Origin of the sequence: Microbacterium sp. NPDC056569, assembly GCF_042793475.1 — a bacterium.
Lineage (GTDB): Bacteria > Actinomycetota > Actinomycetes > Actinomycetales > Microbacteriaceae > Microbacterium.
This window is the reverse complement of record NZ_JBHTUV010000002.1, coordinates 84,177-105,331: the sequence shown is the minus strand read 5'-3', so window position 1 is coordinate 105,331 and position 21,155 is coordinate 84,177. Positions and strand designations below refer to the sequence as shown.

Genomic DNA, 21,155 nt, shown 5'->3' with positions numbered 1-21,155 from the left:
ATGAACACGATCGTCAACGACTCGACGGCGCAGCGTCCGGCGAACACGCCGGCGACCGCCACCGTCCGCAGCGCCGCGTCCGCGGGCACGGCGCCCAAGAAGCCGACCTTCTGGTCGAAGCTGGGCACCGCGTTCGCGATGTTCCGCAACAGGAAGTCGATCGCGGGCCTGTCGATCCTCGGGTTCTTCGTGCTCGTCGCGATCTTCGCGGACGTGCTGGCCCCGTACTCCCCCACGAAGGTCGACAACACGGCGCGCTTCCAGCCGCCGTCGGCGGAGCACTGGCTGGGCACGACGCACATCGGCGAGGACGTGCTGAGCCAGGTCATCCACGGCACACGCGGCGTCATCGTGGTGGGCTTCCTGGCGGCGATCATCGCCACGGTCATCGCGATCGTCGTCGGGGTGCTGTCGGGCTACCTGCGCGGCTGGCGCAGCGAGGGCCTGTCGGCGCTCACGAACGTCTTCCTCGTGATTCCGGGCATCCCGCTGATCATCATCGTGGCGTCGATGTTCGAGGATCCGCCTCTCATCCTCATCGCGGCGGTGCTGGGCCTCATCGGCTGGGCGTGGGGCGCGCGCGTGCTGCGCGCCCAGACGATGTCGCTGCGCAGCCGGGACTTCGTGCAGGCCGCGCGGGCGAACGGCGAACCCCTGCGGCGGATCATCGCCGTCGAGATGCTTCCGAACCTCATGGCGCTGATCGCCGCGAGCTTCGTGGGCACGGTGACGGCCGCGATCATCGGCCTCACGACCCTGTCGTACATCGGCATCATCCCGGTGACGACCTACAACTGGGGCACGATCCTCAATTGGGCGAGCGCGCAGGGCGCGTTCCGCCAGGGCCAGTGGTGGTGGTTCCTGCCCCCGGGCCTGTGCATCGCCGCGATCGGCGTGGCTCTCTCGCTGATCAACTTCGGCATCGACGAGTACGTCAACCCGCGCCTGCGGTCCGCCGGTGAGCGCGCCCGTGCCATGAAGAAGAAGGGCATGAACGTGAACGACACCGTCACCGTCGTGCGCACCGACATGAAGACCGAGGAGAACGCGTGACCACCGCGACCATTCCGGACTACCTCGACGTCTCGCTCCCGGTCGCGGACCGCATCGCCGACCTCCTCGGTCGCATGACGGTCGAGGAGAAGATCGGCCAGATGCTGCAGCTCGACGCGCGTGACGACCTCGACGACCAGGTCACGCGCATGCACGCCGGCTCGATCCTGCACGCGTCGCCCGAGAAGGTGCTCCGTGCTCGCGAGCTGACGCTGCGCACCCGGCTGCAGATCCCGCTGCTCGTCGGCGAGGACTGCATCCACGGCCACTCCTTCTGGGAGGGTGCCACGATCTACCCGACGCAGCTCGGCGTGGCCGCGACGTGGGATGCCGGTCTCGCCGAGCGCGTCGCGCGCGCGACGGCCGTCGAGGTCTCGGCCACCGGCATCCACTGGACCTTCTCGCCGGTGCTCTGCATCACACGGGACCTCCGCTGGGGCCGCGTCGACGAGACCTTCGGCGAAGACCCCTTCCTCATCGGCGAGCTCGCCTCGGCGATGGTGCGCGGCTATCAGGGCGGCGGCCTCGACGACCCCACCGCGATCCTGGCGACCGCGAAGCACTTCGCCGGGTACTCCGAGACGCAGGGCGGGCGCGACGCCAGCGAGGCCGACATCTCGCGCCGCAAGCTCCGCTCGTGGTTCCTGCCCCCGTTCGAGCGGGTGGCGAAGGAAGGATGCCGCACCTTCATGCTCGGCTACCAGACCACCGACGGCGTGCCGATCACGGTCAACGACTGGCTGCTGAACGACGTGCTGCGTGGGGAGTGGGGCTACACCGGCACCCTCATCACCGATTGGGACAACGTCGGACGCATGGTCTGGGAGCAGAAGGTGCAGCCCGACTATGCCCACGCCGCGGCGGCTGCCGTGCTCGCGGGCAACGACATGATCATGACGACGCCCGGGTTCTTCCAGGGCGCCCAGGACGCTCTCGCGCAGGGGCTCATGACCGAGGAGGCACTCGATCGCGCCGTGGCGCGCATCCTGCTGCTGAAGTTCGAGTTCGGCCTCTTCGAGGATCCCCGCCTCCCCGACCGCGAGCGCATCGCCACGGCCGTCGGCTCCGCAGACCACACGGCGCTCAACCTCGAGGTCGCGCGCCGCTCGCTGGTGCTGCTGCGCAACGACGGCACGCTCCCGCTCGCCGGGGGGCTCACCGCCGACGCCTCCGGACGGGCGGTGGCCGCAGCATCCGGTTCCCGTCGCATCGCGGTGGTCGGTCCGCTTGCGGACGACGCGCAGACGCAGCTCGGCGACTGGGCGGGCTCGTCCGGTCAGGTCGACTGGATCCCCGACGGGCACCCGCGCGAGATGATCACGACCGTGCTCGACGGCGTGCGCGCTCACGCGCCTGCCGATTGGGAGATCACGCACGCCCGCGGCGCCGACATCCTCACCCTCGAAGAGGACCCCGAGGGCGCGTTCTTCCCCGACGGGCAGCCCCGGCCGCAGGTGGTCGTGCCGAGCGCACCCGACGCGGACCTCATCGCGGAGGCGGTGAGCGTGGCCGAAAAGGCGGACTACGTCGTCGCCGTCGTCGGCGACCGCATCGAACTCGTCGGCGAGGGCCGCTCGACGGCGACCCTCGAGCTCGTCGGCGGGCAGCTCGCGCTGCTCGAGGCGCTGGCGGCGACCGACACACCGCTCGTGGTGGTGCTGCTGGCCTCGAAGCCGCACGTGCTCCCCAAGACGGTGACGGATGCTGCGGCCCTGGTGTGGGCGGCGAACCCCGGCATGCGCGGGGGCCAGGCCGTCGCCGAGCTGCTGCTCGGGCTGGTCGAGCCGAGCGGTCGTCTGCCGCTCTCGTTCGCCCGGCACGCCGGCCAGCTGCCGATCTACTACAACCAGATCCGCGGCCAGCATGGCGACCGCTACGCCGACCTCACGCAGAGCCCCGCGTTCGCGTTCGGCGAGGGCCTGTCGTACACGACGGTCGAGTACTCGGGTCTGCGCATCGTCGAGGCGGACCTGGGTCGCGCCGACACCGTCCGGGCGCTCGTGGACCTGCGCAACACGGGCGACCGGCCTGCGCACGAGATCGTGCAGGTCTACGTCCGTGACAGCGTGACGTCGGTCAGCTGGGCCGACAAGGAGCTCAAGGCCTACCGACATGTCGACCTGCAGCCGGGCGAGACGGCGACGGTCGAGCTGTCGCTTCCCGTCGCGGAGTGCACGATCGTGGATGCTGCGGGCCGCCGCCTCGTCGAAGCCGGCGAGTTCGAGCTGCTCGTCGGCCCGTCATCGCGCGACGAGGTGCTGCTCGGCGCGCGGTTCCACGTCGCCGATGCGACGCGGTCGACGTCCCCCGCCGGCGACGCGCCCGAGCGGCGCTGACGGGAACGCGAAAGGGTGGGTTCCCGCCGCGCTGCGGGCGGCGGGAACCCACCCTTTCGTCATACCGGGATGTCAGGACCGCTCGGAGTCCTCGTCGTCGTCGTCGGACCATTCGCCGTCGGACTCGTCGTCGTCGAGGTCCTGGTCGAAGCCCTCGTCGTCGTCCTCCGAGTCGTCATCCTCCGAGTCGAAGTCGTCCTCATCCGAGTCGTCTTCGTCCGACTCGTCATCGAAGTCGTCGTCGTCCTCGTCGTCCTCGTCGGAGTCCTCGTCGTCGGCGTCATCGCCCTCGGAGTCGTCGTCCTCGGAGTCATCGTCCGAGTCGTCTTCGTCGTCGTGCGCCGCGTCGGCGAGCTCGTCGATGTCGACACCGTCGACGTCGCCGGCGTGGAGGATCGGCGAGCCGTCCTCATCGAAGTCGGAGGCGTCGAGGTCGTCGACGTCCTCGAGATCCTCGTGCTCGTCGTCCTCGGGGTCGTCCGCGTGAGCCGCCTCCGCCAGCGCGGCCTGCGCGGCGTGATAGTCGGCGAGGCGCACGGCCCACGGCACCCAGTCCGGGGCGAGCAGCGCGCCGTCGCCGGGCAGCAGCTCGACCTCGAGCACGGTGGGTTCGGCGTCCTCCACGCGCGCGAGGCTCACGGTCCAGAACCAGCCCGGGTAGCCCGCGAGTCGGTTCGCGAACCGCAGCGAGACGACGCCGTCGGCCTCGACGCGGTAGCCCGCGGGCTCACCGATCGTCGCCTCCGGCGTGATCTCGCGGAGCGCTGCGAGCGCCAGGTCGTGCGCGACCAGCAGCTGCGGGTCGGGGTCGACGGGCACGACCTCGACGGCATCGACGGCACCGACGACCTCGACGACCTCGACGATCTCGGCGGTCTCCGCGGCGTCCGAGCTCTCCGAATCGGCGTCGGCATCGAGCACGACGTCGATCACGGGGTCGGTCTGATCAGGCGTCGAGCTCATCAGCGACCTTGCGCAAGACCGCGGCGACCTTCTTGCCGTGCGCGCCGCTCGGGTAGCGGCCGTGACGGAGGTCTCCGCCGATGCCGTCCAGGAGCTTCACGAGGTCCTCGATGATGATCGCCATGTCGTCGGCGGGCTTGCGAGAGCGCTTGGCCAGGCTCACGGGGGCCTCGAGCACACGCACCGACAGCGCCTGCGGGCCTCGCTTGCCGTCGGCGATGCCGTACTCCAGGCGCGTGCCCGCCTTCGGCGCGGGCGTGCCGGGCGGAAGGGCAGTGGCGTGCAGGAAGACGTCCTGGCCGTCTTCGGAGGTGATGAAGCCGAACCCCTTCTCCTCGTCGTAGAACCTGACCTTGCCGGTGGGCATCGAAACCTCGCTGGATCGGCGCCCGCGACGCGTCGCGGGCGAAACAGAGCATGACAAAAGCGGGGTCTTCCAACCCCGCCTCCCAGCCTAATGGCTCGGCATCCGTCGCGACCCCTCTGCGAGGCATCCGTCATCCGCGATCCCGGTCGCCCGCCGTCGGACCGCGGCGCGGACGCCAGCGAGTAGGCTGGTGCGGATGAGCACGAACCCTTCCGGCGACGTCCCTGTCCGCCGCATCGACCGCATCCTGGCTTTCATGTCGCTGGGCCTGCTCGTGCTCTCGATCGTGAGCTTCTTCGCGATCATGATCGCGTCGGCCGCCGGCGCCGACATGAGCACCGGCATCTGGCCCATCGTCGGCGTGCTGGTGTACATCGCCCCCATCATCGCGTTCGGGCTCCTGCTCGCGGTCCTCATCATGAGCTTCGTGCGGAGGGCCCGGGCGAATCGAGGGGGCTGACCCGGTTGGTCTCCGACGCGCGCGCCCTCGCGACGCGGCTCGCCGAACTCGGTGACGCCGCGCTCGCCCGGACGCTCGCGGCTCGCGGGGTCTCGCCGCAGGCCCCGTGGCACGACTTCTTCGACGCCGCCGAAGGCCTGCTCGATCCGGCGTCGATCGACCGGGCTCTGACACGCCTCGACCGGCACGACCTCCGCGCTCTGGCGGCGGGTGACGGCGCCGCAGGCGGCGAGCCCGCACGGCTGGCCCTCGTCGCGGCGGACGGCACGTCATACGGCCCCGTGGCCGAGCGGGTCGCGGCCGCCGCCGCTGCCGCGCCGGACGCCTTCGCGGCGCCGCCGCCGCCCGTCGAACCCGCTCCCGCCGAGCCCCGCAACGCGGCGGCCGCGGCCGAGCGCGCGTTCACGACCGCGGGGTCCCTCGCCGACGTCCTCGTGCTGTGCTCGCACACGCCGCTCGCCCGCACGGGCGCGGGGCCGGTGAGCGCCGTGGACCGACGCCGGCTGATGGATGCCGGAGCCATCGAGTTCGCCGACGACCTCGAGGACCTGCTGGCCTCGGCGGCGGGCGCCGGGCTCGCGACCCCGCACGAGCGGGAGTGGGCGGTGACCGAAGCGGGCGAGCGCTGGCTCGAGACGCCGACGCCCGAGCGCTGGGAGGCCATCGCCGCGGGCTTCCGGGCGAGTCTTCCCGACGGCCTCCGCACTCCGTCCGGCGGCTTCGTGCCCCCGGCTTCGTGGCCGGGGATGTATCCGCTCGAGCCCGAGTGGCCCGCTCGAGCCGAGCGACTGCACCGCATCGGCGTGCGCTGGGGGCTGCTCGCACCCGACCACTCTCCTGCCGAGTTCCCGTGGACGGCCGCCCTGCGGGCGGGCGGACGAGCGGATGCCGCGACCATGGCGCCGTACCTCCCCGCCGAGATCGACAAGGTCTATCTGCAGGCCGACCTCACCGCCATCGCGCCGGGCCCGCTCGCGCCCGCCCTCGACCTGCGCCTGCGCTCCATCGCCGTGCGGGAGTCGCGCGCGCAGGCATCGACATACCGCTTCACCGCCGAGTCGATCGGCGCCGGCATGACCGAGGGCGAGACGGCCGAGTCGATGCGCGAGTTCCTCGCCGGTCTGTCTCTCACGGGTATTCCTCAGCCCCTCGCGTACCTCATCGAGAGCACGGCCACCCGGCACGGACTGGTGCGCGTTCGTGCCGACGAGACCACGGGCCGCACGCGCGTGGAGAGTCCCGACGACGCGCTCCTCCAGGCCATCACGGTCGACCAGGCGCTGCGCCCGCTGGGACTGCTGGTGCTCGAGGGCGACGACGCCCTCTCGTCGCGCGTGGCTCGCGACGCCGTGTACTGGACCCTCGCGGACGCGCGCTACCCGGTCGTCGCCCTCGATTCCCGCGGCGCCCCCGAGTCGATCCATCGCCGCACCGCGGCGACGGCGTCCGCACCGGCGGGGACCCCGCACGAGGCCTACGCCCGCCTCATCGGCACCCTCCGCGGCGGGCACGGCACCGACGGCGAGTCCGGCTGGCTCGAGCGGGAGCTCGAGCAGGCGGTGCGCGCCCGCGCCGAGATCGTCGTGGTCGTGCGCATGCCCGACGGCGCGGAGCGCTCGTTCACCCTCGAGGCCGCCGGTCTCGGCGGCGGACGCCTGCGCGGGCGCGACCGCGCCGCCGACATCGAGCGCACCCTGCCGGTGTCGAGCATCGTGAGCGTCCGCGCGGCGTGAGTGCGCAGCATCCGCCCGCCCTCCGCGCCGGTAGACTGGTCCGTTATGGCTGACGGCCCCCTCATCGTCCAGAGCGACCGCACCGTTCTCCTCGAGGTCGCGCACCCCGAGGCCGAGAGCGCGCGGCACGAGCTCGCGATCTTCGCCGAGCTCGAGCGCGCGCCCGAGCACATCCACACGTACCGCATCACGCGGCTCGGACTTTGGAACGCGCGCGCCGCCGGCCACGACGCCGAGGACATGCTGGCGACCCTCGATCGCTGGTCCCGCTTCCCCGTGCCGCCGTCCGTGTCGATCGACATCGCCGAGACCGTGGGCCGCTACGGCCGCCTCGTCATCGAGCGGAATGACGACGGCGAGCTGATCCTGCGATCGACGGATGCTGCGGTCCTCGCCGAGGTGTCGAAGAACAAGCGCATCCAGCCGCTGCTGATCGGGCATCCCTCCCCCGACTCGTACGTCATCGACGCGTGGGCACGCGGCCAGATCAAGCAGGAGCTGCTCAAGATCGGCTGGCCCGCCGAGGATCTCGCCGGCTACACGCCGGGCACTCCCCACCCGATCGATCTCGCGGAGGACGGCTGGCACCTGCGCCCGTATCAGCGGCAGGCCGTCGACATCTTCACGCAGGGCGGGTCGGGTGTGGTGGTGCTCCCCTGTGGTGCGGGAAAGACGCTCGTCGGCGCGGCGGCGATGGCCGACACCAAGACGACGACGCTGATCCTGGTGACCAACACCGTCAGCGCCCGCCAGTGGCGCGACGAGCTCCTCAAGCGCACGTCGCTCACGGCCGAGGAGATCGGTGAGTACTCCGGGCAGACCAAGGAGATCAAGCCGGTCACCATCGCGACCTACCAGATCCTCACCGCGAAGCGGAAGGGGCAGTACGCGCACCTGGCGCTGCTGGACGCGCTCGACTGGGGCCTCATCGTGTACGACGAGGTGCACCTGCTGCCGGCGCCCGTCTTCAAGCTGACCGCCGATCTGCAGGCCCGGCGCCGGCTCGGCCTGACCGCGACGCTCGTCCGCGAAGACGGTCGCGAGGGCGACGTGTTCAGCCTCATCGGCCCCAAGCGGTTCGACGCACCGTGGAAGGAGATCGAGGCCCAGGGCTTCATCTCGCCCGCCGTCTGCTACGAGGTGCGCGTCGACCTTCCGGCCGGCGACCGCCTCGAGTACGCCGCGGCCGCGGACGACGAGCGCTACCGCCTCGCGGCTACCGCGCCGGCCAAGATCGGCGTGGTGCGCCAGCTCGTGGAGCGGCACGAGGGCGAGCGCATCCTGATCATCGGTCAGTACCTCGATCAGATCGACGTGCTCGCCGAGGCTCTCGACGCGCCCAAGATCACCGGTCAGACGCCGATCGACGAGCGCGAGGAGCTGTATCAGGCGTTCCGCGTCGGTGAGATCTCGGTGCTCGTCGTGTCGAAGGTCGCGAACTTCTCGATCGACCTGCCCGAGGCATCCGTCGCCATCCAGGTGTCGGGATCGTTCGGCTCGCGCCAGGAGGAGGCGCAGCGGCTCGGACGCCTGCTGCGACCCAAGCAGTCGAACCACACCGCGAGCTTCTACACGCTCATCGCGCGCGACACCGTCGACCAGGACTTCGCGCAGAACCGCCAGCGGTTCCTCGCCGAGCAGGGCTACGCGTACACGATCCTCGACGCGCACTCACTCGCGGCCTGACGCGCACGCGAGAAGGCCCGGCGCCGAAGCGCCGGGCCTTCCGCGTGTGCGCGGTTACGGCACCAGGGTGATGCGGTCCAACGGCCCCGGCGTGTAGGGGCTGTTGGCGCCGAGGTACGCGGCGAACGCGTCGATGTCGAGCCCGCCGTAGTACACGTTCTGCGCGTTCCTGAACGTGCCGAACCCGTCCCCGCCGCCGGCGAGGAAGTTGTTCGTCACGACGCGGTACACCGTCGTGTCGTCCAGCGGGACACCGTTGAGCGTGACCGTCCCGAGCGCGGTACCCGTGTGCGTGTAGGCGAACCCGTCGCTCACCTGGAGGATCTTCTTCGCGACGGCGTTCGCACCGCTCCACTGCTCGTTCAGCAGCGCCTTGATCTGCAGGCCTGTGAGATCCAGCGAGACCAGGTAGTTGTTGAACGGCTGCACGGAGAACGCCGCACCGAAGGTGACCTCGCCTGCCGCGTTCGGAACGAGGTCTGCGCGGATGCCGCCCGGATTCATCAGTGCCAGCTGCGGTGTGGCGAACGGCCCCACCACACTCGGGTCGGCCAGCTGCGCATCGGCGATCAGATCTCCGAGCGCCGATTCTCCGCCGGGGTTCTGCGTGCGCGTGATCGTGCCGGACACCGAGCCGATGACCTGGTTGGCGATCGGAGCGACGAGGGTCGTGTACTTCTCGATGAGCGCGGTCTCCGCCGGGTCCTTCGGCACATCGCGCGTCACGACCATGTTGGCGCTCGTGACGGACGTGCGCACGATGTCGGAGGTGCGCCGGTCGTACGTGAGGTTCGTCTCGGTGTAGAGACGGCCGAACGACGACGCGGAGGTCACCATGCGCGGCTGACCATTCGGGTCGGGGATGTTGCACACATACGGCGCGTGCGTGTGCCCCGAGACGATCATGTCGATCGCGGGGTCGAGCTGCTGCGCGATCGGGATGATCGGGCTTCCCGCATCGAGCTGCGCGCCATTGCCGCAGGCCGCGTTGTACACCCCCGAGCCGACGGGCGTGCCCCCCTCGTGGAGCAGCACGACGATCGCGTTGACGCCCTGGGCCTTCAGCACCGGCACGAGCGCGTTGGCGGTCTCCACCTCGTCCTTGAACTCCAGGCCCTCGACGCCGGCCGCGGTGACGATGTCGGGAGTCCCTTCGAGCGTCATGCCGATGAAGCCGATCTTGGCGCCCTTGATGTTCTTGATCGCGTAGGCGGGGAGGATCGTCTCGCTCGTGCCCTCGTACACGACGTTCGCCGCGAGGTAGTCGAAGTTCGCGCCGGGGAACACCTGACCGTCCGGGCAGGAGTTCTGGTTGAGCGCACCGTCGCCGTCGTCGATGCAGCCGCCGTTCGCCATGCGCTGCAGCTCCAGGTAACCCTCGTCGAACTCATGGTTGCCGACGGCGGAGACATCGAGCTTGAGGGCATTCATCGCGAGGATCGACGGCTCGTCGTGGAACGCGCCCGACAGCAGCGGAGTCGCACCGATAAGGTCGCCTGCCGCGACCGTGAGCGAATACGGATGCCCCTCACGTGCCTGGGCGAGGTGGGTCGCGAGGTACTCGACCCCGCCCGCGACGGTCGCCGTCGGGCCGGGCAGGGTGATGGCGCCGCTCGACCCCGTCGGGGGCATGAGGTTGCCGTGGAAGTCGTTGAACGACAGCAGCTGGATGTCGATCGTCGGGCCGTTGGGCGTGTTGCCGCCACCGTTCGGCCCCTTCGGCGGTGCCGCCGAAGCGGCTCCCGGTGCGACCAGGGCCAGCGCGACAGCGGCAGCTGCGATGACCGCGCCTCCCGCAAGCCGGACCGTCGATGTCTTGCGCGTGTGCACAGAACCCTCCCGTTTCTTCTGGCGGGCGGCTCTGCCCACCGAGATGCACGCGTCCTCGTGGGCGCGATCACGAGAAACCTAATACAGCCCGCCCGGGCGCGACAGGGGCGGTTCGCGAACTTAATCAAGCCGGAACAGATGATGAGCGGCATCGCACGACTCGACGGCGCGGCAACAGGCGCGGATGCCGCAGACCGGCTGCGGCGCTCAGGCCAGCACGAAGTCGGCCACCCGCCGCGCGACCTCCTGCGGGTTGTCGTCGACGAGGAAATGCGCCCCTCCGGGGACGAACTCGACTCGCGTGTGCGGCGCGTCTTCGGGCCTCACCGCCATCGCGTCCTTGGGCAGCAGCGCATCGTCCGCGCCGAACAGCACCAGCGTCGGGGTGTGCAGGATCCGCCCGCGATAGGCGCCCCGCATGATCTTCATGAATGCGGGGAGGATCAGACCGCGGTAGAGCTTGGATGCTGCCCGGGCCCGGGCGGGATCTCGCAGCGCCGCGACGTACGCTTCGACATCCGCCGCATCCATCGGCCGCCGCTCGAAACCGCGGAGCAGCCAGCGCGCGAGCCGCTGCCTTCCGCGCGACAGCAGTCGTGGCCCGAGCACCGGAGTCGCGATCGCCCACTGGAACCACAGATGCGGCATCGCCTTCGCCATGCCCGCCAGCAGTGCGGGGGTCATGTCGAAATACGGGGCCGGCACGGCGATGGCCACGTATCTGCGCACCCGGTCCGGGTGGTCGAGGCACACGTCGAAGCCCACGAGTGCTCCCCAGTCGTGGCCTACGAGGTTCACGCGTTCGATCTCCAGCTCGTCGAGCAGCGCGACCACGTCGCGGACGACCGTTCGCGCGTCGTACCCCGAAGACGGCGCCTCGGTGCTCCCCGCGCCGCGAAGGTCCGGCGCGATCAGACGCGCCCGATCAGCCAGGCTCGCCATCACCGGCGCCCACTCCCGCGAACTCTGCGGGAAGCCGTGCAGGAACAGCACCGGTTCACCGGCGCCGACCTCGGTCACATGCATCCGCAATCCGTTCGCGGTGACCGTCCGCGAACGGAGACCCGTGACATCGGTCATGAGGGAAGATTACTACGTTCATAGTAGATTGTCACCGCTCTTGCAGTTGACTGACGGCATAGGCTCAACTCGATGGCCACCACCCGTGAACGCGCTCTGGACGCCGCCGTCGAACTCGTCGGCACTCAGGGGCTCCGCGCGCTCACCCACGCCCGCGTCGACGCTCGCGCGGAGCTGCCCCGCGGCTCGACGTCGAACTACTTCCGGACGCGCGCCGCCCTGCTGTCGGGCGTCGCCGAATGGATCGCGCAGCGCGAGGCCGGCGATCTCACCGCCGTGCTGGCCCAGCCGTTCGACGACCTCGAGGGCTTCATCGACATCTTCAGCGAGGGCATCGAGCTTCTCACCGGGCCGTACGCGGTGCGCACGCGGGCACGCTACGCGCTCTTCCTCGAAGCGGCGTCGGACCCGCTCCTCTTCGCACCGCTCCGTGCACAGCGCGAGGGCATCGCCGCGTGGACACGCGGGCTCCTCGTCGCACTGGGAGCACCCCACCCGGATGCCGCACTGCACGCTTTCATGGCCTTCGGCGACGGCATCATCCTGCACCGGCTCAGCGTCGACCCGAGCGCCCCCGTACGTCCGAGCGTCGCCGTCGCCGTTCGCGGCTGCCTCGCAGCATGATCCAGAGCCCGTGACCGCCCGACGTCACGGCGCGACGTAGCGGAGGAACGCGAACCCCTCGTCGTCGGTGACGACCGAGTCGAGCGAGAATCGTCGGTCGGACTCGGCGACCCCCTGCACGATGCGCCCCGTCTCTCCCCCCACGAACCGCGGCGCGAGCGTGAGGCACACCTCGTCGACGAGGTCCGCCTCCAGCAGCGCCCCGAAGAGGTGCGGACCGCCTTCGCACAGCACCTGCGTCCAGCCGCGGCGCGCGAAAGCGTCCAGCATGGCGGCGAGATCGACGTCGTCCTCGCCGCACGCCATCACCGTGGCCACCGAGTCGAAACGCCCGGCGTCGGCGGCGGCCGCAGCATCCGTCGTCACGATCACCGGCGTGCGCACCGCGTCGATGATGAACGCGGCGGTCGGATCGAGGTGCAGCCCTCCGCTCACGACGGCGATGCCGGGCTGGTCGTCGAGACCGCGCGCACGGCGCCACTCCACATCGTCGGGATCCACTCTCAGTCCGCCGTACCCCTCGGCGCGCACGGTTCCCGCACCGACGACAATCACGTCGGCCATGGTCCTCAGCACCTGCATGAGCGTGCGGTCGGTGTCGCCGCCGAGCGCGCCGCTGCGGCCGTCGAGCGTGACGGCGCCATCCGCGCTCGAGACGAAGTTCATGCGCACGCGCAGGCCGTCGCGGCCGTGCAGCGCGTAGACGTCGAAGAGCTCGGCGCGGGTGGGCATCAGTCGTTCCCTTCGGGCCGGGTGTTGTGCAGCTCGTAGGCGGGTTCACGCCAGCCGAGGATGGCCTCCACCATGCGCATCGCGTCGACCGTCTCGCGGACGTTGTGGGCGCGCACGATGCGGGCACCGTGCAGCGCGCAGAACACGGCCGCGGCCAGCGAGCCCGGAAGCCGGTCGCTCTTCTCGCGATCGAGCGTCTCGCCGACGAAGTCCTTGTTCGAGAGGGCCACCAGCAGCGGCGCGCCGAGACCGGCGAGCTCGCCGAGCCGGCGCGTCAGCTCGAGGGTCTGCCGCGTGTTCTTGTTCAGGTCGTGGCCGGGGTCGAGCACGATGCGCGATTCGGGGATGCCCCGCCGCGTCGCCAGCTCGCGCCGGGCGACGAGGAACGCCGCGATGTCACCGATCACGTCGTCGTAGTACGGGAGCGGATGCTGCGTGCGCGGCGCCGCGAGACTGTGGGCGATCACCACCCCGGCGCCGCCCTGCGCGACGACATCGGCCATCGCCGGATCGTGCAGGCCCGTCGTGTCGTTGATGATCGCGGCGCCGGCCTCGATCGCCGCCCGCGCGACCTCGGGATGGAACGTGTCGACGCTCACGCGGGCGACCGGCGCGAGCTCGCGCACGACCGGCACGACGCGCGCGATCTCCTCCGCGACCGGCACCGACGGCCCGGGGGCGAACTTCACGCCGCCCACATCGACGATCTCGGCTCCGGCCTCGACCGCGGCGAAGCCCGCCGCGACCGCCGCGTCGAGCGCGAACGTCGCGCCGCGATCGTAGAAGGAGTCGGGGGTGCGGTTCACGATCGCCATGACGGCGATGTGCCGCGACAGATCGAGTGCACCACCCGGCAGATCGAGCACGGGCGCCGGCAGGGCCGAGGTCGTGTCGGGCGCGAGCGTCACGGCAGCAGGTCCTCCAGCGGCACCTCGGAGTCGCGGAGCCGGTCGGGATCGATCCGCGCCCCCGACCGGATGAGGTCCTGCACCTTGTCGTTGACGTCCCAGACGTTGACGTTCATGCCCGCGACGATACGGCGGTCGTCGGTCCAGAAGGCGATGAACTCGCGCGCGTCGAGATCACCGCGCACGACGATCTCGGCATCCGTCATCAACGGCGCGTAGCCCGACAGCTCCATGCCGAGGTCGTACTGGTCGGTGTAGAAGTACGGGATGTCATCGAAGGATGCCGGCTTCCCGAGCATCGACCGCGCCACGACCTTGCCGGCGTTCAGGGCATTCGCCCAGTGCTCGCTGCGCATGTGCCGCTGCAGCACCGGGTGGAAGGCGTTCGCGACGTCGCCGGCCGCGAACACATCGGGGGCGCTCGTACGCAGAGCCGCGTCGGTGAGGACGCCGTTCAGGATGTCGAGCCCGGCTTCCTCGGCCAGCGCGGTGCTCGGGGTGGCCCCGACGCCCACGAGCACGAGGTCGGCGGGAAGCGTCTCCCCATCGACGACGACGCCCTCGGCGCGCTCGTCGCCGACGATGCTGTCGACGCCGACCGACGTGCGGAGGTCGACGCCGTGCTCGAGATGGAGCTTTCGGAAGACCTCGCCCATCTCGGTGCCGAGCGCCATCGCCAGCGGCACGGTGTCGCGCTCGAGGATCACGACCTCGTTTCCGAATCCTCGCGCCGTGGCGGCGACCTCCATGCCGATCCAGCCCGCGCCGATCACCGCGAGCCGCCGTCCGCCGTCACGGAGCTCGGCCGCGAGCGCGTCGGAGTCGTCGAGGCGCCGGAGCGTCACGACCCCGGGCAGGTCGTGGCCGGGAAGCGGGATCATGCGCGGGGTCGCCCCGGTCGCGAGCAGGACGGCGTCGTACGTCAGTCGCGCGCCGTCCTCGAGCTCGACGGCGTGCGCATCCGGTTCGAGCGAGGTCGCCGCGAGGCCCGTGATGAGACGGATGCCCCGCTCGGCGTACCACTCGGCGGGGTGGAGGATGACGGCGTCCAGGCCCTCGCCGCCCGCGAGATATCCCTTCGACAGCGGGGGTCGCTGGTAGGGCGGGTGGGCCTCCGCGGCCACGACGGTGATGTCGCCGTCGAACCCTTCGTCGCGCAGCGCCTCGGCCGCGGTTCCGCCCGCGAGGCCTCCCCCGATGATCAGCGTGTGGCTCATGACGTCTCCTCTCCTCTTCGTCGGGGCGTCAGACCGCGCGCGCCCCCAGGAATCGCGCCCGGAGCGCGAGGTCGGCCGCGAGCGTCCCGCGGAACGCCGTGGTCGTGGTGACGGCGGTCTCGCTGCGCACCCCGCGCGCCGACATGCACAGGTGCTCCGCCTCGACGACGACGCCGACGCCGCGCGGCTCCAGCGCCGTCTCGAGCGTGCGCGCGATCTGCACCGTCAGGGATTCCTGCACCTGCAGCCCGCGAGCGTGGTGCGCGACGACCCGGGCGAGCTTCGAGAGTCCGACGAGCCGCTCGCCGGGCACGTAGGCCACGACGGCGGTGCCGCGGAAAGGGAGCAGGTGGTGCCGGCAGAGCGATACGAAGGGGATGCCGCGCACCACGACCGGCTCGTCGTAGCCGTCGTCGTTCGCGAACGTCGTCATCTCGAACGGCTCCGGCGTGGTCATCTCGATGAACGCGTCGGCGACGCGCCGGGGCGTGTCGACCAGGTCGCCCTCGTCGGGATCGAACCCGAGCGCCGCGAGCAGGTCGGCGACGGCCATCATCGCCGCATCGCGGTCGATCGGGGGCTCGTCGGGCAGAGCGTGCAGCGCGGTCGCATGCGCCGGGGTCGACATCATGGCCACTCCTTCGCTGAGCACGATCGGCTCGCCTGGTCCCGACGCTAGGACCCTCGAATTCTTTTGTCAAGGTTCCTGGTTTTAGAGGTAGACTCGCGGTGTGAGCGCCCTCACCCCGAACCGCGCCGACGCGGTCGCCGCTCTCGCCGATCCGCACCGGCGAGAGCTGTACCGCCTCGCGACCGAGCGGCCCATCAGCCGCGACGACGCCGCGTCGGCGCTCGGGATGCCGCGCAGCACCGCGGCCGTGAACCTCGACAGACTGGCGGATGCCGGCCTCCTCACGATCTCGCACCAGCGGCGTTCGGGTCGTACCGGGCCGGGCGCCGGGCGCCCCGCGAAGCTCTACCGCGCGGCGGACGCCGAACTCGCCGCCACCTTCCCCGAGCGTCACTACGAGCTGGCGGGCGAACTGCTCGCGGCCGCGGCGCAGAAGGCGGACGAGCACGGTGTGCCGGTGCGCGAAGCCCTCGACATCGAGGCGTTCGCCGCCGGCGCCGCGATCGGCGCGGGAAGCGCCGACCTCGAGGAGGCGCTCACGGTGTGCGGCTACGCGCCTCGCGCGAAGGAGGTCGTCGCTGCGGACGCCGCCGAGGACGCAGCATCCGGTGATCTCGTGCTCGAGAACTGCCCGTTCCATGCCCTCGCCACCCGTCACACCGCCCTCATCTGCGGTGCGAATCTCGAGCTGGTGAAGGGTCTCGCGACGGCGACCGACGACGCGCGCACCCCCGTTCTCGCGCCCGTGGCGGGTCGCTGCTGCGTAGAGATCCGGCGCGGCGAGGGGTGACCGAATCTCGGCGGAGTCGCCCGATATCCAGGCGCGGCATCGGTTCCGCCGACATAATGAGGGCATGACCGCACCGCGCATCCTCGTCGTGGACGACGAACCGAACATCCGCGACCTGCTGATCACGAGCCTGCGATTCGCCGGATTCCAGGTACGGGCCGTCTCGAACGGCGCCCAGACGATCTCGGCGGTCCTCGAGGAGGAGCCGGACCTCATCATCCTCGACGTGATGCTGCCCGACATGAACGGGTTCAGCGTCACCAAGCGCCTCCGCGGCGCCGGGTACACCGCGCCGATCCTCTTCCTCACCGCGAAGGACGAGACCGAGGACAAGATCACCGGCCTCAATGCGGGCGGCGACGACTACGTCACGAAGCCCTTCAGCCTCGACGAGATCGTCGCGCGCATCCAGGCGATCCTGCGCCGCACGATGCAGGCCGATGAGGAGTCGGTGATCCGCGCGGGCGAGATCACGATGGACCAGGACACGCACGACGTCCAGGTCGGCGACGCCTCGATCGACCTCAGCCCCACCGAGTTCAAGCTGCTGCGCTACCTCATGCTCAACCCGAACCGCGTGCTGTCGAAGGCGCAGATCCTCGACCACGTGTGGGAGTACGACTTCAACGGCGACGCCGGCATCGTCGAGAGCTACATCTCGTACCTGCGCCGAAAGATCGACCCGCACTCGTCCGAGCCGCTCATCCAGACCAAGCGCGGCTTCGGCTACATGCTGAAGGCCGGCAAGACCGCGTAGCGCGGCCGCGCCGCGCAACGCGGGAGCGAGCGAGGGGGACGATCTGGCGCACAAGCCCGACGCGATCACCCGGTGGTGGCGCGGCACGAGTCTGCGGGCCAAGGTCACCGGGGTCACTGTCGCGCTCCTCGGCATCGGGCTCATCGCCGCCGGCGTCGGCACGGCGCTGTTCCTGCGCAACTCGCTGATCGACGGCGTGGAGGCCCAGCTGCTCACACTGGGTGGCAGCGAGGCTGCGGCGCCGCTTCTCGAGTTCTCCACGGTCGACGGCCTGCTCGACGTGGAGCCGAAGGACAACACGGGCTCCGACTACTTCGTCGCCGTCTACGAGCCGACGAAGCCGGAGGACAACCTGCTCGCCCTCGTCGGAGGGCGCGGCGGCCCGTCTCCAGAAGTGCCCACGACGCTGACGCCGGAGACCGCGGTCACAGACGACGGCAGGATCGAACCGCTGACGTCGGACGACGGGGAGGTCGAATTCCTGTCGACCGTGTCGATCCAGCAGTCCGAAGACACCGGGATCCTCTACCCGCAGCTGGTCGCACTGCCGCTCGGCCCCGTCAACCGCACCATCGCGCAGTACATCGGCATCTACTCGATCCTCGCGCTCGTCGTCCTCATCGCCGGCGCGGTGGCGACCCGCTTCCTCGTCACGCTCACGTTCCGGAGCCTGGGACAGGTCGAGTCCACCGCCGACGCCATCGCGGGCGGCGACTTCAGCCTGCGCATGACCGACATCGAGCCGACGACGACCGAGGTCGGCCGGCTCAAGACCGCGATCAACGCGATGCTCGACCGCGTCGACGCCGCACTCTCGCAGCGCGACTCGACGGTCCGTCAGATGCGGCGGTTCGTCGGCGACGCGAGCCACGAGCTGCGCACCCCCCTGGTGACGGTGCGCGGCTACGCCGAGCTGTACCGCATGGGAGCGATCCGCGGCGACGAAGACGTGGCGCAGTCGATGGAGCGCATCGAGAAGGAGGCCATCCGCATGGGCGTCCTCGTCGAGGACCTGCTGGCGCTCGCGCGCCTCGACGAGCGGCGCGACGTCGTGATCGGGCCGGTCGACCTGCGCCCCATCGCCCGCGACGCCGCCCTCGATGTGCGCGCCGCCTCGCCGATGCGCCCGGTCACCGTGATCGACACGACGATCGGCGAGCCCGCACCGCCGCCCGAGGAGGAGGCGACCACCTCACCCGAGGTGAAACGCCGCACCGGCGGACCGTCGGCGATCTCACGGGCCGGCGCGACCCTCTCACTGCTGCGTCGGCGGCCGAAGCCGGTCCCCGCGACGGGCGCGGCCGGTGCCGAGCTCCCGCCCATCCTCCCCGACGCGGAGCCGCTGCCGTCGGCGGACGGCCTGCCGCCCATCGTGCTCGGCGATGAGAACCGCATCCGCCAGGTGGTGACGAACCTCCTCGGCAACGCCAGGCGCTACTCGTCGGAGGACTCCCCCATCGAACTGCGCGTCGGCGTGGACACCCGGGCGCGCATGGGCTGGGTCGAGGTCATCGACCACGGCGAGGGCGTGCCGGACCAGATCAAGGACAAGATCTTCCAGCGCTTCTGGCGTGCCGACACCTCGCGCACCCGGGAGACCGGAGGATCCGGACTGGGCCTGTCTATCGTGGCCTCGATCGTCGAGGCGCTGCACGGGTCGGTCAGCGTCGTCGACACGCCGGGCGGAGGCGCGACCTTCCACGTGGAGTTCCCGCTGGCCGACGCCCGCGACGCGGCCGAGCACCTCGACCTGGCGACCCAGCCGATGGCGCGGCTCACCGACCTGTCCGAGTAGCGCCTCCTCCCCAGCGCGCGTCCGCCGCGGAGCGCTCACAGCCGGCGACGGATGCTGCCGCCCGCCGCCGTCGGCCGCCTAGCGTGGGGCTCCACCGCGGGTTCGGCATCCGGCCGCCGCACATCGATCAGGAGCCCCGAATGGCCGTCTTCACCGTCGACAGCGACACCATCCTCACCTCGACCGCCACGGTGCGCGGCACGATCGACCGGCTGCAGGCCGAGTCGAACGCGATGCTCGCACAGCTCACCCAGCTGCAGTCCTCCTGGACCGGGTCGGCGTCGGCCGCGTTCGCGGGCGTCGTCGAGCAGTGGCGCGCCACGCAGCGTCAGGTCGAGGAGTCCCTCGCGAACATCAACGCGTCGCTCGCGGCGGCAGGGCGCCAGTACGCAGACACCGAGCTGGCGACGACGAGCCTGTTCCGCTGACCTCGCCCCGGAACGCAGAACGGCCCCTCCTGGCGGAGGGGCCGTTCTGTGAACGCGTTACGCGGTCGTGGAGTCCTGGATCAGAAGTCCATGCCACCGGTCGGGTCGCCGACAGGAGCGGCGGCCTTCTCGGGCTTGTCGGCGACGACGGCCTCGGTCGTGAGGAACAGGCCGGCGATCGACGCGGCGTTCTGCAGCGCCGAGCGGGTCACCTTGGCGGGGTCGATGATGCCCTGCTGGAACAGGTCGCCGTACTCGCCCGTGGCGGCGTTGAGGCCGTGGCCCAGCGGGAGCTCCGAGACCTTGTTCGCCACGACGCCCGGCTCGAGACCGGCGTTGAGGGCGATCTGCTTCAGCGGAGCCTCGATCGCGACGCGCACGATGTTGGCACCGGTCGCCTCGTCACCCGAGAGCTCGAGCGAGTCGAGAGCCTTGCGACCCGACTGGATGAGCGCGACGCCACCACCGGCGACGATGCCCTCCTCGACGGCCGCCTTCGCGTTGCGGACGGCGTCCTCGATGCGGTGCTTGCGCTCCTTGAGCTCGACCTCGGTGGCCGCGCCCGCCTTGATGACGGCGACGCCGCCGGCGAGCTTGGCGAGGCGCTCCTGCAGCTTCTCGCGGTCGTAGTCGCTGTCGGTGTTGTCGATCTCGCGGCGGATCTGGGTCACGCGACCCTCGATCTGGTCCGCCTCACCGGCACCCTCGACGATCGTGGTCTCGTCCTTGGTGACGATGACCTTGCGCGCACGGCCGAGCAGGTCGAGGGTGGCGTTCTCGAGCTTGAGACCGACCTCCTCGGTGATGACCTGGCCGCCGGTGAGGATCGCGATGTCCTGCAGCTGCGCCTTGCGACGGTCGCCGAAGCCGGGGGCCTTGACGGCGACCGACTTGAAGATGCCGCGGATCTTGTTGAGCACCAGCGTGGCCAGCGCCTCACCCTCGACGTCCTCGGCGATGATGACGAGCTCCTTGCCGTCCTGGATCACCTTGTCGACGACGGGCAGAAGGTCCTTGATGTTCGAGATCTTCTGGTTCGCGATGAGGATGTACGGGTCCTCGAAGACGGCCTCCTGGCGCTCCGGGTCCGTGACGAAGTAAGGGTTGATGTAACCCTTGTCGAAGCGCATGCCCTCGGTGAGCTCGAGCTCGGTGCCGAACGTCTGCGACTCCTCGACGGTGACGACGCCCTCCTTGCCCACCTTGTCGATGGCCTCGGCGATGAGCTGGCCGATCTCGGCGTCTGCGGCCGAGATCGACGCGGTCGCGGCGATCTGGTCCTTGGACTCGACCTCCTTGGCCGACTCGAGCAGCTCGGCGGTGATCGCCGCGACGGCCTTCTCGATGCCCTTCTTGAGCGAGATGGGGTCGGCGCCGGCCGCGACGTTGCGCAGGCCCTCGCGCACGAGCGCCTGGGCGAGGACGGTCGCGGTGGTGGTGCCGTCACCGGCGACATCGTCGGTCTTCTTGGCGACCTCCTTGACGAGCTCCGCGCCGATCTTCTCGTACGGGTCGTCCAGCTCGATCTCCTTGGCGATCGAGACACCGTCGTTCGTGATCGTGGGGGCGCCCCACTTCTTCTCGAGCACGACGTTGCGACCGCGCGGGCCGAGCGTCACCTTGACGGCGTCGGCGAGGGTGTTCAGGCCGCGCTCGAGGCCGCGACGGGCCTCCTCGTCGAAAGCGATGATCTTTGCCATGTGTGTGTCGTCCCTCCGGAACGTTGGCTGTGGGGTATTAGCACTCAACAAACGCGAGTGCTAAA

At 70.5% G+C, this 21,155-nt stretch carries 19 protein-coding genes; 10 read left to right on the top strand and 9 right to left on the bottom strand.

What is annotated here, in order from left to right:
- Both ACFQ7C_RS02880 and ACFQ7C_RS02875 read left to right on the top strand, forming a co-directional pair.
- Complete coding sequence (locus tag ACFQ7C_RS02880; RefSeq protein ID WP_378897652.1) at positions 1-1,053, top strand: ABC transporter permease; 1,053 nt, start codon at positions 1-3, stop codon at positions 1,051-1,053.
- The gene (locus ACFQ7C_RS02875) at positions 1,050-3,389 is read left to right on the top strand and encodes a glycoside hydrolase family 3 N-terminal domain-containing protein (protein ID WP_378897649.1); all 2,340 of its coding nucleotides are present in this window, start codon (positions 1,050-1,052) and stop codon (positions 3,387-3,389) included. The genes ACFQ7C_RS02880 and ACFQ7C_RS02875 overlap by 4 nt, the downstream gene beginning before the upstream one ends.
- A 72-nt stretch (positions 3,390-3,461) precedes the next feature.
- Here ACFQ7C_RS02875 and ACFQ7C_RS02870 read toward each other — a convergent pair whose 3' ends face one another.
- Both ACFQ7C_RS02870 and ACFQ7C_RS02865 read right to left on the bottom strand, forming a co-directional pair.
- Positions 3,462-4,352 carry a DUF3027 domain-containing protein gene (locus ACFQ7C_RS02870; RefSeq protein ID WP_378897646.1) on the bottom strand — a complete coding sequence of 297 codons (891 nt, stop codon included), beginning with the start codon at positions 4,350-4,352 and terminating at the stop codon, positions 3,462-3,464.
- On the bottom strand, positions 4,336-4,719 hold the full coding sequence (locus ACFQ7C_RS02865) for a cold shock domain-containing protein (RefSeq protein WP_308869876.1): 384 nt from the start codon (positions 4,717-4,719) through the stop codon (positions 4,336-4,338). Before ACFQ7C_RS02865 ends, ACFQ7C_RS02870 begins: the two co-directional genes overlap by 17 nt.
- Positions 4,720-4,915: 196 nt before the next feature.
- On the opposite strand from ACFQ7C_RS02865, the gene ACFQ7C_RS02860 reads away from it, so the two are divergent.
- The 3 genes from ACFQ7C_RS02860 to ACFQ7C_RS02850 are packed head-to-tail and all read left to right on the top strand — an operon-like array spanning position 4,916 to position 8,598.
- Positions 4,916-5,179 (top strand): multidrug ABC transporter ATPase, encoded by a 264-nt coding sequence (locus ACFQ7C_RS02860; RefSeq protein WP_378897643.1) that lies wholly within the window; start codon positions 4,916-4,918, stop codon positions 5,177-5,179.
- Between the two features lie 5 nt (positions 5,180-5,184).
- A complete protein-coding gene (locus ACFQ7C_RS02855; RefSeq protein ID WP_378897640.1) occupies positions 5,185-6,912 on the top strand; it encodes a helicase-associated domain-containing protein in 1,728 nt (575 codons plus the stop codon).
- A 45-nt stretch (positions 6,913-6,957) separates the two neighbouring features.
- Positions 6,958-8,598, top strand: a complete 1,641-nt coding sequence (locus ACFQ7C_RS02850; RefSeq protein ID WP_378897637.1) for a DNA repair helicase XPB — start codon at positions 6,958-6,960, stop codon at positions 8,596-8,598.
- Positions 8,599-8,652: 54 nt separating this feature from the next.
- Here ACFQ7C_RS02850 and ACFQ7C_RS02845 read toward each other — a convergent pair whose 3' ends face one another.
- Together ACFQ7C_RS02845 and ACFQ7C_RS02840 are read right to left on the bottom strand one after the other, a co-directional pair.
- Positions 8,653-10,428, bottom strand: coding sequence for a bifunctional metallophosphatase/5'-nucleotidase (locus tag ACFQ7C_RS02845; protein WP_378897634.1), 1,776 nt, complete (start codon positions 10,426-10,428; stop codon positions 8,653-8,655).
- Positions 10,429-10,635: 207 nt separating this feature from the next.
- Positions 10,636-11,508, bottom strand: coding sequence for an alpha/beta fold hydrolase (locus ACFQ7C_RS02840; RefSeq protein ID WP_378897631.1), 873 nt, complete (start codon positions 11,506-11,508; stop codon positions 10,636-10,638).
- Positions 11,509-11,580: 72 nt separating this feature from the next.
- Here ACFQ7C_RS02840 and ACFQ7C_RS02835 point away from each other — a divergent pair, with 72 nt between their 5' ends.
- Positions 11,581-12,132 carry a TetR/AcrR family transcriptional regulator gene (locus tag ACFQ7C_RS02835; protein WP_378897628.1) on the top strand — a complete coding sequence of 184 codons (552 nt, stop codon included), beginning with the start codon at positions 11,581-11,583 and terminating at the stop codon, positions 12,130-12,132.
- A gap of 24 nt (positions 12,133-12,156) precedes the next feature.
- On the opposite strand, the gene ACFQ7C_RS02830 is transcribed toward ACFQ7C_RS02835, so the two are convergent.
- From ACFQ7C_RS02830 to folE, 4 genes are read right to left on the bottom strand one after another with little or no spacing between them, the layout of a single operon-like run.
- Positions 12,157-12,864, bottom strand: a complete 708-nt coding sequence (locus ACFQ7C_RS02830) for a pyrimidine reductase family protein (protein ID WP_378897625.1) — start codon at positions 12,862-12,864, stop codon at positions 12,157-12,159.
- The gene (gene folP / locus ACFQ7C_RS02825; RefSeq protein WP_378897622.1) at positions 12,864-13,772 is read right to left on the bottom strand and encodes a dihydropteroate synthase; all 909 of its coding nucleotides are present in this window, start codon (positions 13,770-13,772) and stop codon (positions 12,864-12,866) included. The genes ACFQ7C_RS02830 and folP overlap by 1 nt, the downstream gene beginning before the upstream one ends.
- Positions 13,769-14,989, bottom strand: coding sequence for an NAD(P)/FAD-dependent oxidoreductase (locus tag ACFQ7C_RS02820; RefSeq protein ID WP_378897620.1), 1,221 nt, complete (start codon positions 14,987-14,989; stop codon positions 13,769-13,771). Before ACFQ7C_RS02820 ends, folP begins: the two co-directional genes overlap by 4 nt.
- Before the next feature lie 28 nt (positions 14,990-15,017).
- Entirely contained in the window at positions 15,018-15,620 is a 603-nt protein-coding gene (gene folE / locus ACFQ7C_RS02815; protein ID WP_378897617.1) for a GTP cyclohydrolase I, read from the bottom strand.
- A gap of 100 nt (positions 15,621-15,720) precedes the next feature.
- Between folE and ACFQ7C_RS02810 the strand changes: the two genes are divergently transcribed.
- The 4 genes from ACFQ7C_RS02810 to ACFQ7C_RS02795 all read left to right on the top strand — a co-directional run bounded on the left by ACFQ7C_RS02810 (position 15,721) and on the right by ACFQ7C_RS02795 (position 19,390).
- A complete protein-coding gene (locus ACFQ7C_RS02810) occupies positions 15,721-16,410 on the top strand; it encodes a helix-turn-helix transcriptional regulator (RefSeq protein ID WP_378897614.1) in 690 nt (229 codons plus the stop codon).
- A 64-nt stretch (positions 16,411-16,474) separates the two neighbouring features.
- On the top strand, positions 16,475-17,167 hold the full coding sequence (locus ACFQ7C_RS02805; protein ID WP_045298162.1) for a response regulator transcription factor: 693 nt from the start codon (positions 16,475-16,477) through the stop codon (positions 17,165-17,167).
- Positions 17,168-17,333: 166 nt separating this feature from the next.
- A complete protein-coding gene (locus tag ACFQ7C_RS02800; RefSeq protein ID WP_378898268.1) occupies positions 17,334-18,962 on the top strand; it encodes a sensor histidine kinase in 1,629 nt (542 codons plus the stop codon).
- A gap of 140 nt (positions 18,963-19,102) precedes the next feature.
- Complete coding sequence (locus tag ACFQ7C_RS02795) at positions 19,103-19,390, top strand: WXG100 family type VII secretion target (RefSeq protein WP_378897610.1); 288 nt, start codon at positions 19,103-19,105, stop codon at positions 19,388-19,390.
- Positions 19,391-19,470: 80 nt separating this feature from the next.
- Here the strand turns inward: ACFQ7C_RS02795 and groL are convergent, their stop codons facing one another.
- Positions 19,471-21,090 carry a chaperonin GroEL gene (gene groL, locus ACFQ7C_RS02790; RefSeq protein WP_378897607.1) on the bottom strand — a complete coding sequence of 540 codons (1,620 nt, stop codon included), beginning with the start codon at positions 21,088-21,090 and terminating at the stop codon, positions 19,471-19,473.
- Positions 21,091-21,155: the final 65 nt, after the last annotated feature.

Bases quoted from the DNA above. Each gene is read 5' to 3' on its own strand.
- ACFQ7C_RS02880 (WP_378897652.1), top strand. From the start codon at position 1: ATGAACACGATCGTCAACGACTCGACGGCGCAGCGTCCGGCGAACACG.
- ACFQ7C_RS02870 (WP_378897646.1), bottom strand. From the start codon at position 4,352: ATGAGCTCGACGCCTGATCAGACCGACCCCGTGATCGACGTCGTGCTC.
- ACFQ7C_RS02865 (WP_308869876.1), bottom strand. From the start codon at position 4,719: ATGCCCACCGGCAAGGTCAGGTTCTACGACGAGGAGAAGGGGTTCGGC.
- ACFQ7C_RS02860 (WP_378897643.1), top strand. From the start codon at position 4,916: ATGAGCACGAACCCTTCCGGCGACGTCCCTGTCCGCCGCATCGACCGC.
- ACFQ7C_RS02850 (WP_378897637.1), top strand. From the start codon at position 6,958: ATGGCTGACGGCCCCCTCATCGTCCAGAGCGACCGCACCGTTCTCCTC.
- ACFQ7C_RS02840 (WP_378897631.1), bottom strand. From the start codon at position 11,508: ATGACCGATGTCACGGGTCTCCGTTCGCGGACGGTCACCGCGAACGGA.
- ACFQ7C_RS02835 (WP_378897628.1), top strand. From the start codon at position 11,581: ATGGCCACCACCCGTGAACGCGCTCTGGACGCCGCCGTCGAACTCGTC.
- ACFQ7C_RS02830 (WP_378897625.1), bottom strand. From the start codon at position 12,864: ATGCCCACCCGCGCCGAGCTCTTCGACGTCTACGCGCTGCACGGCCGC.
- ACFQ7C_RS02820 (WP_378897620.1), bottom strand. From the start codon at position 14,989: ATGAGCCACACGCTGATCATCGGGGGAGGCCTCGCGGGCGGAACCGCG.
- folE (WP_378897617.1), bottom strand. From the start codon at position 15,620: ATGATGTCGACCCCGGCGCATGCGACCGCGCTGCACGCTCTGCCCGAC.
- ACFQ7C_RS02805 (WP_045298162.1), top strand. From the start codon at position 16,475: ATGACCGCACCGCGCATCCTCGTCGTGGACGACGAACCGAACATCCGC.
- ACFQ7C_RS02795 (WP_378897610.1), top strand. From the start codon at position 19,103: ATGGCCGTCTTCACCGTCGACAGCGACACCATCCTCACCTCGACCGCC.
- groL (WP_378897607.1), bottom strand. From the start codon at position 21,090: ATGGCAAAGATCATCGCTTTCGACGAGGAGGCCCGTCGCGGCCTCGAG.